This window comes from Ketobacter sp. GenoA1 (genome assembly GCF_003671475.1).
Classification (GTDB): domain Bacteria; phylum Pseudomonadota; class Gammaproteobacteria; order Pseudomonadales; family Ketobacteraceae; genus Ketobacter.
Map to the genome: position 1 here is coordinate 212,167 of NZ_RCHM01000020.1, position 13,108 is coordinate 225,274.

Here is a 13,108-nt window from a genome sequence, read left to right on the forward strand (position 1 = left end):
GCTACGCCCGTATGCTTGCCCGCACTGACCTCATCGCATCGACATCATATGGGAGAAAACACTATGCTACGTACGCTTCTAGCCCTGCTTCTGACCAGTTTACTCAGCCTGTCTTCCCAGGCGGCGGACAAACAAATAGGGATCCTGGTATGGGATGGCGTCCTGACTTCCGACATCACGGCGCCGCTTGAAGTCTTTGGTCACGCGAGCCAACTGAGTTGGTTCAGGGACTATAACGTCAGTCTGATCCACATTGATTCCAAACCCAGTGTCACCACCCACGAAAATATTTCGTTGAACGTACAGCATCAACTGAGTGAACAACCGTCGCTGGATGTGCTGATTGTGCCCAGCGCTTACGATATGGGGCCCATTCTGCGACGACAGGATGTAATAGAGTACGTCAGATCCAGTGGGCGCCATGCGTCGTGGGTGGCCAGCAATTGTTCCGGTGCCTTTGTCTTGGCCAAAGCAGGCCTGCTGGACGGTAAGCAGGCCACCACCTGGGCCGGTGGCGAAGCGGAGCTGCAACGGGATTTTCCCGCGGTCAAGGTGCAGGAAAATACCAATGTGGTTGTGGACGACGGCGTGATCACCTCCAACGGCAGCCTGGTGAGCTATCAGGCAGCATTGATGCTCCTGTCAAAAATCGCCTCCGAGGCCAAAGCCGAAGAAGTGGCGGATGCCATCCAGTACCGCCGTCTCTCTCAGCAGCCGTTTATCCGCTAAGGGTCATACACAGGGGAGCAACGTCATCCACCCAGGTGTGGCGTCCGTCTTCCCCCATGGCCGCCAGTTGCTGCTGCAGGAATGTCAGGAAGGCGGTAATTTTTGCTGGTGTTCTTTCCTGCATGGGATACACCGCAAACACACCGAACGTGGGAGGACGCACTGCCGGATAGAGCGACACCAACTGCCCTGACAGCAACCAGTTACGGGCAATAAAATGCGGTAATTGCACCAGCCCCAGGCCCTGGGCCGCCAATTGCGCCAGAGCTTCGCCATCATTCACCACATACTGCCTGCCGGGATCAATACTGTCTTCGCCACTGGCCTGCAATGGGCAGAAAACGGGCATAATGCGCCCGGTCTGCTTGAAGCGAAACCGAATCCAGGGTTGCGCCATCAATTGGGTCACTGAGCCCGGCACACCCCGTTGGTGCAAAAAATCCGGCGCCGCACAAATCAAAAAATCAATGGGTGATAGCTGGCGGCCGATAAGGCTGTTGTCTTTTAACTGGCCACTGCGAATGGACAGGTCAAAGCCTTCTTCAATGGTATCGCGATAGTGATCGGAGAAGCTGACATTAACATCCAGCTCCGGATAACGCTGGCGAAATTCCGTCAGCAGTGGCAACAGATACAACCGACCATAGGAGACCGGCGCGTTGATACTGAGTACACCCTGTGGTGTCAGGGTACTTTGGCGTAGACGGTGCTCACTGTCGGCCAGGGACTGCAATATGGTGCGCACTGAATCCAGATACAATTGCCCCTGCGGGGTTAAACGCAAGCGCCGGGTGGAGCGCACGAACAGACTGAATTCCAGATGGGATTCAAGCCGCGCAATGGCTTTGCTGACGGTTGACGGGGAGGCCCCCATGCCGACGGCGGCCTGGGCAAAGCTGCCGGTTCTGGCCACCTCACTGAACACTTCCAGTAATCCCAACTTATCCATATATCCCTGCCCAACATCGATTTGGGCCAATGATATCGGAATTAAGGTGTAAGGTTTACATTTGGGCAGACACAAAAAAGGGCCGGTACGAATACCGGCCCACTCGGAGAGAAATCGAAATTCTCTGCTTCTTACATGTCGATAGGCAGACTGTAAGACACGACAACTTTAGGCTTACCACTATCTTGAATGTTATCCACTTGCTGGCTTACGATAAAAGACAAGTTGTCGTTGTATGCATACGCCAAGTCGACGTGAACCATGTTCTCACTCTCTGCTCCTGTCAGATCGTGTTTACCGACCAACACAGAGAACGCATCGTAGCCATAACCAAGCGTGTAATAAACCTTACCAGAACCACCTGCAATGTTGTCATAGGCAGTAAAAGACAAACCTGCAAACCCAACAGTCATGATCAAGTCAGAGGCCTCGCCTGGATTATCGAGGGTACCATCAGGATTATTGGGATAAATATAAGTAGTTGCATTGACATCAAAGCTAATTCCAGCGATTTCCGCGCCATAACCTACAAACAGGTCATACTCTGAACCTAAATACGTATCACCAGAAGAAAGCCATACGCCGGTGTAGAATCCACTGTTTGAATAGGACAGGTCGCCAGAGATAGCACCGACGCCTCCGCGACCAGATTCGACCAACCAACCCTCGCCGGTATCAACTAGTCCTTCTTCCGCTTCTTCATCGAATGCAACAACATCGTATGCACCCAAGTCCACACCACGCCACAAGTACATGTTAGAAACACCAACAGAAGCGGACACTTCAGCGTTAGCAGCGGTTGGCGCAACGGCCATAGCTCCGGCAACGGCCAGAGAAAGAGCACTCAAACGAAGCATTTTGGATTGTTTGTTTAACATAATTAAAATAACCCCCAGAGGTTAGACGATATAAGGCTTGCACCTTGGTTAACGAACTCCCGACAAGAAAAGCAACGAGTGTGCCAAAACGGCAAAGCCTTGGATTTCCGGGCTTTTCTGGGGCTTTCGCAGGGCCATCATGTCATAAAACTGAAACCAGCGCACCACTATAGGTCGCGCACCAAAAGCGGGCGCACCAAAAACGCCCGCCACCGGCCCTATTGATTGCGCTCTGATCCGGACAAGCTGTTTACCCGCCCATCCAGCCCCTTGACCTGTTTGCTCAGTGCGTCCAATTGCGACTGCATGGCGCTCATGGACTGCTCCATCTTAGCGCTCAGTTCATCCAGACGGGCGGCCTGCCGGGCCAACTTGCCCTGAATATCAGCAATGGATTGATCCACTGAGGTCTGATTGGCAGCGGAGTCCAGATTGTTTTGCAGGGCACTCACCTGTGCCTCCAGGGACGAAATCGCCTGTTTCGCCGCCGCCTCCACCTGGCGCTTCTCTTCCGCCAAGCGAGCCACCAGTTGATCCTTGAGGGCAGTCACCTGGGCCGACTGAGTCTGGATCACGGCGTCCATGCGATCGCGCAGATCCTGCTGCACCAGTGCCTGCCCCTTAACGCCGTCACGCCCGGGTTTGCCCGCACTGCCGGGTTGCCCTTCGTCACCCCCAGCCATCCACTTGCGGTTTCCGGTCAGGGTCCGCATATTGATGTACTTCCCTTCAGTACCGGCACCGCCTTCACCGGCCGCTCCGGGTTCACCGCCCTGGCCACCGCCATTCTGGATCACCACCCGGTTATTCACTGCATCCACAGCATCGTGACCGGGTAACAGACGATAGGTTATGCTGACCTGCCCGCCATTGCCGCCGTCACCGCCATCGCCGCCGGCACCACCATCCCCACCCGGTTGGGCATTACACTTATCGAACGGGCCGCCCTGCTGCCCCCGGCCTCCGGCCCCACCCGCACCGCCATCACCACCACGGCTGTTCACTGTGAGGGAACCCAACCGCGCAATCCCCAACGCCATCACCAGGGACACCCCTTCTGCCCCCTGCGTACCCTGTCCACCGTCACCGCCGCGCCGGCCGCCCTGGCACTCCTCAGCCTGACCTTCCCGGTCCTGCCCCGGGGCACCGGGCTTGCCATCTTCACCCCGGGCCAGGATCTTCACATCCTCACCCAACTCCACCCAGGCCGCTTCCAGCTGCAACTGCTTAAGGCCGGGGGGAACCAACAATACGGCGCGGTCTTCAAGGATCAGCCGGTCAAAGGACTGTACCGGCTGCGCAGCCAGTTCAAAGGTGTCACCTGCTTTCACATGCAAGACATTTTCCGCGTGTAGCATGGTGCTTATTAGCACCAGCAGCGCACTTAGGATTCGGCTCATACCCAATACCACTTGGCTCATAGATGTTTCCTGACGTTGACTGATTGAAGTGGACTCATCTTAGCGTGAATACGTGCCAAATAAAAAAGCACCCCATGGGCAAGGGCATTTCAATCATGCTAGAGTTCACCCCTGCTGGAGTAAAAAAACGATAGAAGCCACCTGCTTTTGGGAGCCAATCCATGGACAGGGACCTGCAGGACAACCCACTGCCACCCCTACTGGACCAGTACCAGTCAACCCGTAAACTTTCCCTGGACATCACCGAGCCGCTGCACCCTGAAGACCAGGTGATTCAGTCCATGCCGGATGCCAGCCCCATCAAGTGGCATCTTGCCCATACCAGCTGGTTTTTTGAAACCTTTGTGCTGGCCCCTTACCTTTCGGGTTATACCCCCTACCAGCCCGAGTTCGCCTATCTGTTCAATTCCTATTACAACCAGGTGGGCCCGCAATACCTGCGCCCTAACCGGGGTTTGATTTCGCGCCCCACGGTGGAAGAAGTGAGGGAATACCGACACCATGTGGACTGCCATATGGCCCGCTACCTGAGCCAGGCGCCCACTGATCAACAGGCCGCAGCGCTGGTGGAGCTGGGCATTCACCATGAACAGCAACATCAGGAGTTAATGCTGACGGACATCAAGCATGGCTTTTCATTCAACCCGCTGTTTCCTGCACTGGTGGCGTACCGCAGCCCGCCGACCAACCCAGCGCCGCAGCGCTGGCTGGAACATGCCGGAGGTGAGATCTCAGTGGGCCACAACGGGGACGGGTTTCATTTCGATAACGAATCACCCCGCCACCGGGTGTTGCTGCCACCGTTCAAACTGGCGCAGCGCCTGGTCACCAACCGGGAGTATCTGGAATTCATCGCCGATGGCGGCTACCGAAACCCGCTGCTGTGGCTGTCCGACGGCTGGGCCTGGCGCCAGCAGAATCAGGTTGAACACCCTATCTACTGGCAACAGCAGGATGACCGCTGGCAGCACTATACCCTGTCCGGCCTGCAAACACTGGCCCCCAATGAACCGGTCTGCCACATCAGTTATTTCGAGGCGGATGCCTTTGCTCAGTGGTGTGGTAAACGTCTGCCCACCGAGTTCGAATGGGAGGCCGCGGCGCAACAGGCCACGGGATTGGATGAGCCGGGGGCATTTCTGGACCTGGCCTGCCTGCACCCGAAACCGGCCGCTCCCAATCAAGGCGGTGGCTACCAACAGCTCTACGGTACCTGCTGGCAATGGACCCGCAGCGCCTACAGCCCCTACCCCGGCTACAAACCGGCAGCCGGTGCGGTGGGCGAATACAACGGCAAGTTCATGTGCAATCAGTGGGTGCTCAAGGGGGGATCCTGTGTCAGCCCCAGGGGGCATTTGCGATCCACCTACCGTAATTTTTTCCCCGCCCACGCCCAATGGCAATTTACCGGCATAAGGATGGCCGATGATGCATAACACTCAAACCAATGCAGTGCCCTCAATGATCGACAACAGTATTCCCCACCACCAGGAATTTTTGCGCGACGTGCTGCACGGCCTGTCACAGCCGCAGAAAACCCTGCCCTGCAAATACTTTTATGACGAGCGCGGTTCGCAGCTGTTTGAAGCCATATGCTCCACCCCGGAGTATTACATCACCCGCACTGAAATCGACATTCTAAAACGCTATATGGCCGACATAGCCGCTATCGTCGGATCACACTGCGATATACTAGAATTCGGTTCCGGTGCCGGCATTAAGATACGCCTGTTGCTGGACGGGTTAACCGATCCCCGCAGCTACATACCCATTGATATTTCCATGGAGATTCTGGAAGCGTCCGCCCGGGAGTTGGCCCAGCAGTTTCCCTCGGTCCAGGTTATTCCGATCGTGGGGGATTACCACAAGGATATCCAACTGCCCGACGCCTTTCGGCGCCAGACACCACAACGCAAACTGGTGTTCTTCCCGGGCTCCACCATCAGCAATTTCACCCGCCCGGAAGCACAGACTTTCCTGCAGCGCATTCGACGCTTACTGACAGAGGGGGACGGTTTGCTGATTGGTGTGGACTGCATCAAGGATACAGAGATTTTGAATGCCGCCTACAATGACGCGGCCGGTGTGACCGCAGCGTTCAACCTGAATCTGTTACACCGCATTAAAAACACGTTCAGTACCAACCTGAAGCCACAGCACTTTTTTCACCACGCCTATTTCAATGCGCGGGAAGCCCGTATTGAAATGCATCTGGTGAGTAAACTGGATCAAATCGTGGAAGTGGAAAAAACACGCTTCAGCTTGCGCAAAGGCGAAACCATTCACACCGAAAATTCCTACAAGTACGCTTTACCGGTGTTTGCAAGCATGGCGCAGCAAGCCGGCTTTACAACCGGCAAAGTATGGCAGGACCCGGGCCATCTGTTCAGCCTGCACTACCTCACTGCACACTGACCGCTAACAAATGAAATCCGGTTTGCACCCTGGCCACACACCATGTCAACCGACATATTAACCAGGCTGCAAACCGGATCCCGCCTCCCAAGCTCGTGCACTATACCGCGATGTAGCGGCGTACAGTATCCTCTTCCATCTCTTTTCCCAAACCGGCCAGCACCACTTCGCCGCGGTCCATCACCGCGTAGTTATCCGCCAGTTCGCGGGCAAAATCAAAGTACTGCTCCACCAGCAGAATGGCCATCTCCCCCCGATCCCGCAACAGGGAGATGACCTTCTGGATATCCTTGATGATGGAAGGCTGTATGCCTTCCGTGGGTTCATCCAGAATCAGCAGTTTGGGCTTGGTGACCAGGGCCCGGGCAATGGCCAGCTGTTGCTGCTGGCCCCCGGAAAGATCACCACCGCGGCGTTTCAGCATCTTATACAAAACTGGAAACAGCTCGTAGATTTCATCGGAAATCCTGCGCTCGGCATGGGGCAGCACGGAAAAGCCGGTTTTCAGGTTTTCCAGCACCGTTAACTGGGAAAACACATCACGCCCCTGGGGCACATAGGCAATACCGTTCTTGGCCCGTTCATAGGGCGGCTGTTTGCTGATGTCTTTACCATCCCAGAGGATTGTGCCACTTTGCACCGGGTGTTGGCCGGCCACTGCCCGCATCAAAGACGTTTTGCCCACGCCGTTACGCCCCATGACACAGGCCACCTTGCCTTTCTCTGCTTCAAAGCTGACTTTTTTCAACGCCTGACTGGCACCGTAATACAAATCAATATTGTCTATTTTCAACATATCAGCGCCCCAGATACACTTCGATCACTTGCTCGTTGGTCTGCACCTGCTCCAGCGTGCCCTCCGCCAACACGTGCCCTTCGTGCAACACCGTTACCGGGCACTGCAGCGCCTTGATGAACTCCATATCGTGCTCCACCACGACCACCGAACGCTCACCGGCGATGCCTTTCAGCAATTTGGCGGTCATCTCGGTTTCATGATCCGTCATCCCCGCAGCGGGTTCATCCACCAACAGCAGGTCCGGCTCCTGATTCAACAACATGCCGATCTCCAGCCACTGCTTCTGACCATGGGACAGATTCCCCCCCAGCCAGCTGCGCTTCTCGGCCAGCCCCACCAGTTCGATCACCTCATCAATACGGGCAGTCTGCTCTGCGTTGAGTTTGTGGAACAACGCCTTGAAAACACCCCGGTTTCCGGTCAGGGCCAGCTCCAGGTTTTCAAACACGGTAAGACTTTCGATCACGGTTGGCTTCTGGAATTTGCGGCCGATGCCCATATTGGCGATGTCGGCTTCGTCGTGCTTGGTCAGGTCCACGGTATCGCGGAAAAACACATCACCCACATCCGGTTTCAGTTTGCCGGTGATGACATCCATCATGGTGGTTTTACCCGCGCCGTTGGGGCCGATAATAGCGCGCAGCTCACCGGGTTTAACCACAAACGAAAGATCATTCAGCGCCTTAAACCCATCAAAGGATTTGGTGACCCCATCCACGTACAGAATGTGCTGGGGAATATGTTTGGTCATCAATTTCATGACATCGCCTCCCCGCCATTGCCCTTGGCCAGCGCTTTTTGCTCAGCCCGTTTGTCTTTCCATTGCTGCACCACCCCCACCACGCCCTGGGGTAAAAACAGGGTAGACACCACAAACAAACCGCCCAGCATAAATAACCAGATCTCGGGGAAGGCACCGGTGAAGAAGGTTTTGCCGTAATTCACCAATATGGCGCCGATAATGGCCCCGTAGAGGAAGCCGCGACCACCCACCGCCACCCAGATAATGATCTCGATGGAGTTGATGGGTGAGAATTCTCCGGGATTGATGATGCCCACCTGCGGCACATACAGGGCACCGGCAATTCCCGCCAGGACAGCGCTCAGCACAAACACAAACAGTTTGTAGTGTTCCACCCGATAGCCGATAAAACGGGTACGGCTTTCCGCATCCCGGATCGATACCAACACCCGCCCCAGTTTGGAAGACACCACATACCGGCACAACAGATAACCCAAAATCACCGCCACACCGGAGCAGACAAACAACGCCACTTTGGTGGCATCGTCCTGCAGGCTGAATCCCAGAATATTCTTGAAGTCGGTGAGCCCGTTGTTGCCGCCAAAACCCATATCATTGCGGAAAAAAGCCAGCATCAGGGCGTAGGTCATGGCCTGGGTAATGATGGAAAGATAGACCCCGGTGACACGGGACCGAAACGCCAGCCAGCCGAAAACAAAGGCCAGCAGCGCCGGCGCCAGTGCCACCATCAACATAGCAAAGTAAATATTATCAAAGCCATACCAGTACCAGGGCAGCTCGGGCCAGTTGAGGAACACCATGAAATCCGGCAGCAGTGGATTACCGTACACACCACGGTCGCCGATCTGACGCATCAGGTACATGCCCATGGCATACCCACCCAACGCAAAAAAGGCGCCGTGACCAAGGCTGAGAATACCGCAATAGCCCCAGATCAAATCCACCGCCAATGCCAGCAAGGCGTAGCACAGGTACTTGCCCAACAAACCAATGGTGTAGGAGGAAACATGAAAAAAGGAATCCTCCGGCACCAGCAGATTCAACATCGGTAACACGATGATGACGGCCAGAATCACCGCCATTAAACGTTTGCCTGCCACATCATTCATGAGCCAGGCCAATCGGGATTGAGACGTCATGGCTTAACCCTCCACAAAGCGACCTTTAAGGGCAAACAGGCCCCGCGGTCGACGTTGGATGAACAGAATGATGAACACCAGAATCAATATCTTGGCCAACACGGCACCGGCTACCGGCTCCACAAACTTGTTGGCCACCCCTAGGCTCATCGCCGCCACAAAAGTGCCCCACAAATTACCCACACCACCGAACACCACCACCAGGAAGGAATCGATGATATAGGACTGACCCAGATTCGGCCCCACATTGGTGAGCTGGCTCAACGCCACGCCGGCAATCCCGGCAATACCCGAACCCAGGCCGAAGGTCATGGCATCAACCCAGCCGGTGCGAATACCCATGGAACTGGCCATGGTGCGATTCTGTGTCACTGCGCGCATCTGCAAACCGAAGAAGCTCTTCTTCAACAGCAGCATGAGGCCGAACAACACCATCAGTGCGAACACGATGATGTACAGACGGTTATAGGTGAGGGACAAAAAGCCGTTCACTTCCAGTGAGCCGCTCATCCAGTCCGGTGTTATTACCGAGCGATTCAGCGGTGAGAAGACAGAGCGCACCAGTTGCTGCAGGATCAGACTGATACCAAAGGTGGCCAACAGCGTTTCCAGGGGGCGACCGTACAAATGCCGAATCACCGTGCGCTCAATAATGATACCCATCAGGCCGGACACCACAAAGGCCGCGGGTACCGCAACCAGCAAGGAGGCATCAATGTGATTGGGCATCAGTAATTGAATTACATAGGTGGTGTAGGCCCCCAACATGATCATTTCACCGTGGGCCATATTGATGACCCCCATCACACCAAAGGTAATGGCCAGTCCTACCGCTGCCAGCAACAGCACCGACCCCAGGCTCAGACCAAAGAACACATCCTCGACAAACTTGTACCAGGTGGCCATGGCTTGCAGCCCGTTCAAGGCCCCGTTGGCCTCTTCACGTACCAACGCGCTGGGCTCCACGTAACTGCCGTCTTCGTTCTGCCGCACCAATTGCGTCAGCATGGCCATGGTGTATTTATTGGCAAAGCCATCCATGTCTTTGACCGCCTGCAGACGATCCACTTCGTTATCGCTGTCCAGCAGGATCACCGCCCGCGCCACCTTCAGGGCCTTCAATACCGCCGGTTCCTTCTCTCTGTCGATGGCAGTCTGCAGCACCTGGAGGAATTCCGGGCTGGGGGTTTTGATCAAATCATCCGCGGCAGCAAGGCGGATTTCCGGTTTCTTGCTCAGCAATTTGTAGCCGGCAATCTGTGTTCGCAACTGCTTGCGCAGGCGGTTGTTGGTCGCGATCTTTTTCACCTCACGCTTACCAACCTCGCCCAACTCAGTGCCTGTCAATACATCGGTAATCAGGTAGCCGGATTCCCCATCGGCCTTGAAAACAATTTTTTCATCGGATTTTTGATAATACAGATCCCCTGCCAACATGGCTTCCATAACAGGCAGTACCCGTTCATCATCCAATGCGGCAATGGCCTCTACCGCTTTGGCCTTTTTCTTAAAACTCGAGGTGGTCAACTCACCTATCAGCGATTCAAAGCCAGTGCTTTCATCTGCGTTTTGCGCCCAAACCGGCGCCACGCACATGATATTCAGCAGCACCAGCAATACTCCCCAGTATTGTTTCATCATAGTGACTTGCTTCTTTGAAAAAGCCCCACCAAGTCTTGCTACGCTCAACCGGGCAGGGCTTTTGGTGAATGGTTCTAAATCGTACGAACGACTAGCGAATTAGTAGTTCTGACCTGAACACTTCTTGGTTTCTGTATTGTAGTTACCGCACATGATCTTGGGATCTTGCCAATCCGCCTCGATCTTGGCGCTTTCCGGCAGGAAGTCGGTCCAGGCATCACCGGGCACTTCACTTTCGGTCTGCCATACGGTTTCGAACTGACCGTCTTCCTGAATTTCACCGATCAGAACCGGCTTGGTGAGGTGATGGTTCGGCAGCATTTTGGCGGTACCACCGGTGAGGTTTGGTGTTTCCAGACCAATGATGTTTTTCAGTACATCATCCACTTTTGTGGACTTGCCTTTCTCCACTGCTTTCACCCACAGGTTGAAACCAATGTAGGTGGCTTCCATGGGATCGTTGGTAACACGGTCCTTATCTTTGATGAAGGTATGCCATTGCTTGATAAAGGCATCGTTGGCTTCGGAATCCGCACTCATGAAATAGTTCCAGGCTGCCAGGTGGCCCACCAGAGGCTTGGTGTCAAAGCCGGACAGTTCTTCTTCACCCACCGAGAACGCCACCACCGGAATGTCTTCTGCCGATACACCCTGGTTGGCCAGCTCTTTGTAGAAAGGCACGTTGGCATCACCGTTGATGGTGGAGACCACGGCGGTTTTCTTGCCGGCGGAACCGAACTTCTTGATATCGGATACAATGGTCTGCCAATCGGAATGGCCGAATGGGGTGTAGTTAATCATGATGTCTTTCTCGGCAACGCCTTTCTGCTTCAGATAAGACTCCAGGATTTTATTGGTGGTACGGGGATAAACGTAATCGGTACCGGCCAACACCCAACGCTTCACACCCACTTCGTCCATCAGATAATCCACTGCCGGAATGGCCTGCTGATTGGGTGCGGCACCGGTGTAGAATACGTTCTTCGAGGATTCTTCACCTTCGTACTGCACAGGGTAGAACAGAATACCGTTCATCTCTTCGATCACCGGCAAGACGGATTTACGGGATACGGAAGTCCAGCAACCGAAAATAACGTCAACCTTTTCCTTTTCCAGCAATTCTTTTGCTTTTTCAGCAAACAGCGGCCAATTGGAAGCAGGATCCACAACAACGGCTTCCAGCTTCTTGCCCAGCAGGCCGCCTTTTTTGTTCTGCTCGTCCACCATCATCAAGACGGTGTCTTTCAATGTGGTTTCACTGATGGCCATGGTGCCGGACAGTGAATGCAATACCCCAACTTTAATGGTGTCGGCGGCGATGGCCATCGATGACACCAGCGACACAGATGCAGCTACCGCCGCTCCGGCCATTGTTTTTATCCATGTGGACTTGGTTTTCTTCATGGGAACTCCCCCAGTGAGTTTATTGGTTTTTGTGAACGCACCGGGGGGAAAGCATTTTCTATGCCACGGGCATTTAAGGGAACAAATAGAACAACATTTGATCAGTATTGACGACAAAAGGTAGAACAAAACCCGACCTTCGCACCACTAGAGGGCGCAAAACAATGGCCAGCTCCAATATGGGTCGGAATGGGCGCTGGATTTCCTTCACGGAACCATTGCAGTGCAAATATGACTAATGACTGCACGGATTGATGGGGTCTTGCTGGTGCAGCCCCCTAAACGAAAAAAGGAGCACCGGATCAGGCGCCCCTTTTTAATGCATATACCCTGATTTTTGGCGTTATTTCAGCATGCCATGCTCACAAATAAACTGGATTATTTCCGCCAAGCCCTGCTTTTCCTTCATATTGGCGAAAATAAACGGCTTGTCGCCACGCATCTTGCGTGCATCCCGATCCATCACCTCCAGTGAGGCTCCCACCAACGGCGCCAGATCAATCTTGTTGATTACCAACAGGTCCGATTTGGTGATGCCGGGCCCACCTTTGCGGGGTATCTTGTCGCCGGCGGAAACATCAATGACATAGAGAGTAAGGTCCGACAGTTCCGGACTGAACGTGGCCGCCAGGTTGTCTCCTCCACTTTCAATCAACACCAGATCCAGATCCGGATGGCGCTCATTCAAATCCGCCACTGCCGCCAGGTTCATGGAGGCATCCTCCCGAATGGCGGTATGGGGACAACCGCCGGTTTCCACACCAATAATACGATCCGCCGACAACGCCTCATTACGGGTTAGGAATTCGGCGTCTTCACGGGTGTAAATATCGTTGGTCACCACCGCGATATTGAAGTCTTCGCGCATGGCTTCACACAGGCGCAAGGTTAATGCCGTTTTACCGGAGCCCACAGGCCCGCCGATACCCACTCGAAGCGTTTGTTTGGTCATGGTGTCCTCTATTAATCG

General features: G+C 54.5%; 12 protein-coding genes. 3 read left to right on the plus strand and 9 right to left on the minus strand.

Annotated elements, in window-relative coordinates; genetic code table 11:
- Nucleotides 1–63: 63 nt before the first annotated feature.
- Nucleotides 64–729, plus strand: coding sequence for a DJ-1/PfpI family protein (locus tag D9N13_RS06990; protein ID WP_290587622.1), 666 nt, complete (start codon nt 64–66; stop codon nt 727–729).
- Here the strand turns inward: D9N13_RS06990 and D9N13_RS06995 are convergent.
- The 3 genes from D9N13_RS06995 to D9N13_RS07005 form a co-directional block, all read right to left on the minus strand.
- The gene (locus D9N13_RS06995; protein ID WP_290587624.1) at nt 719–1,678 is read right to left on the minus strand and encodes a LysR family transcriptional regulator; all 960 of its coding nucleotides are present in this window, start codon (nt 1,676–1,678) and stop codon (nt 719–721) included. The genes D9N13_RS06990 and D9N13_RS06995 overlap by 11 nt on opposite strands.
- 131 nt (nt 1,679–1,809) lie before the next feature.
- Nucleotides 1,810–2,556 carry a TorF family putative porin gene (locus D9N13_RS07000; protein ID WP_290587626.1) on the minus strand — a complete coding sequence of 249 codons (747 nt, stop codon included), beginning with the start codon at nt 2,554–2,556 and terminating at the stop codon, nt 1,810–1,812.
- A gap of 218 nt (nt 2,557–2,774) precedes the next feature.
- A complete protein-coding gene (locus D9N13_RS07005; RefSeq protein ID WP_290587628.1) occupies nt 2,775–3,977 on the minus strand; it encodes a hypothetical protein in 1,203 nt (400 codons plus the stop codon).
- A 161-nt stretch (nt 3,978–4,138) separates the two neighbouring features.
- Between D9N13_RS07005 and egtB the strand changes: the two genes are divergently transcribed.
- Both egtB and egtD read left to right on the plus strand, forming a co-directional pair.
- A complete protein-coding gene (gene egtB, locus D9N13_RS07010; RefSeq protein ID WP_290587630.1) occupies nt 4,139–5,413 on the plus strand; it encodes an ergothioneine biosynthesis protein EgtB in 1,275 nt (424 codons plus the stop codon).
- Nucleotides 5,403–6,392 (plus strand): L-histidine N(alpha)-methyltransferase, encoded by a 990-nt coding sequence (gene egtD, locus D9N13_RS07015; protein ID WP_290587632.1) that lies wholly within the window; start codon nt 5,403–5,405, stop codon nt 6,390–6,392. Before egtB ends, egtD begins: the two co-directional genes overlap by 11 nt.
- 100 nt (nt 6,393–6,492) lie before the next feature.
- Here egtD and urtE read toward each other — a convergent pair whose 3' ends face one another.
- The 6 genes from urtE to ureG form a co-directional block, all read right to left on the minus strand.
- Entirely contained in the window at nt 6,493–7,188 is a 696-nt protein-coding gene (gene urtE, locus D9N13_RS07020; protein WP_290587634.1) for an urea ABC transporter ATP-binding subunit UrtE, read from the minus strand.
- 1 nt (nt 7,189) lies between these two features.
- Nucleotides 7,190–7,951: an urea ABC transporter ATP-binding protein UrtD gene (gene urtD / locus D9N13_RS07025; RefSeq protein WP_290587636.1), complete on the minus strand. Its 762-nt coding sequence runs from the start codon at nt 7,949–7,951 to the stop codon at nt 7,190–7,192.
- Complete coding sequence (gene urtC / locus D9N13_RS07030) at nt 7,948–9,063, minus strand: urea ABC transporter permease subunit UrtC (RefSeq protein WP_317622479.1); 1,116 nt, start codon at nt 9,061–9,063, stop codon at nt 7,948–7,950. Before urtC ends, urtD begins: the two co-directional genes overlap by 4 nt.
- Before the next feature lie 33 nt (nt 9,064–9,096).
- Nucleotides 9,097–10,734 carry an urea ABC transporter permease subunit UrtB gene (gene urtB / locus D9N13_RS07035; RefSeq protein ID WP_290587640.1) on the minus strand — a complete coding sequence of 546 codons (1,638 nt, stop codon included), beginning with the start codon at nt 10,732–10,734 and terminating at the stop codon, nt 9,097–9,099.
- A gap of 99 nt (nt 10,735–10,833) precedes the next feature.
- Nucleotides 10,834–12,138 carry an urea ABC transporter substrate-binding protein gene (urtA, locus tag D9N13_RS07040; RefSeq protein ID WP_317622472.1) on the minus strand — a complete coding sequence of 435 codons (1,305 nt, stop codon included), beginning with the start codon at nt 12,136–12,138 and terminating at the stop codon, nt 10,834–10,836.
- Nucleotides 12,139–12,481: 343 nt separating this feature from the next.
- Nucleotides 12,482–13,090: an urease accessory protein UreG gene (ureG, locus tag D9N13_RS07045; RefSeq protein ID WP_290587642.1), complete on the minus strand. Its 609-nt coding sequence runs from the start codon at nt 13,088–13,090 to the stop codon at nt 12,482–12,484.
- Nucleotides 13,091–13,108: the final 18 nt, after the last annotated feature.

Coding starts and splice junctions, on each gene's coding strand:
- D9N13_RS06990 (WP_290587622.1), top strand. CDS start 64: ATGCTACGTACGCTTCTAGCCCTGCTTCTGACCAGTTTACTCAGCCTG.
- D9N13_RS06995 (WP_290587624.1), bottom strand. CDS start 1,678: ATGGATAAGTTGGGATTACTGGAAGTGTTCAGTGAGGTGGCCAGAACC.
- D9N13_RS07000 (WP_290587626.1), bottom strand. CDS start 2,556: ATGTTAAACAAACAATCCAAAATGCTTCGTTTGAGTGCTCTTTCTCTG.
- D9N13_RS07005 (WP_290587628.1), bottom strand. CDS start 3,977: ATGAGCCAAGTGGTATTGGGTATGAGCCGAATCCTAAGTGCGCTGCTG.
- egtB (WP_290587630.1), top strand. CDS start 4,139: ATGGACAGGGACCTGCAGGACAACCCACTGCCACCCCTACTGGACCAG.
- egtD (WP_290587632.1), top strand. CDS start 5,403: ATGATGCATAACACTCAAACCAATGCAGTGCCCTCAATGATCGACAAC.
- urtE (WP_290587634.1), bottom strand. CDS start 7,188: ATGTTGAAAATAGACAATATTGATTTGTATTACGGTGCCAGTCAGGCG.
- urtD (WP_290587636.1), bottom strand. CDS start 7,951: ATGAAATTGATGACCAAACATATTCCCCAGCACATTCTGTACGTGGAT.
- urtC (WP_317622479.1), bottom strand. CDS start 9,063: ATGAATGATGTGGCAGGCAAACGTTTAATGGCGGTGATTCTGGCCGTC.
- urtB (WP_290587640.1), bottom strand. CDS start 10,734: ATGATGAAACAATACTGGGGAGTATTGCTGGTGCTGCTGAATATCATG.
- urtA (WP_317622472.1), bottom strand. CDS start 12,138: ATGAAGAAAACCAAGTCCACATGGATAAAAACAATGGCCGGAGCGGCG.
- ureG (WP_290587642.1), bottom strand. CDS start 13,090: ATGACCAAACAAACGCTTCGAGTGGGTATCGGCGGGCCTGTGGGCTCC.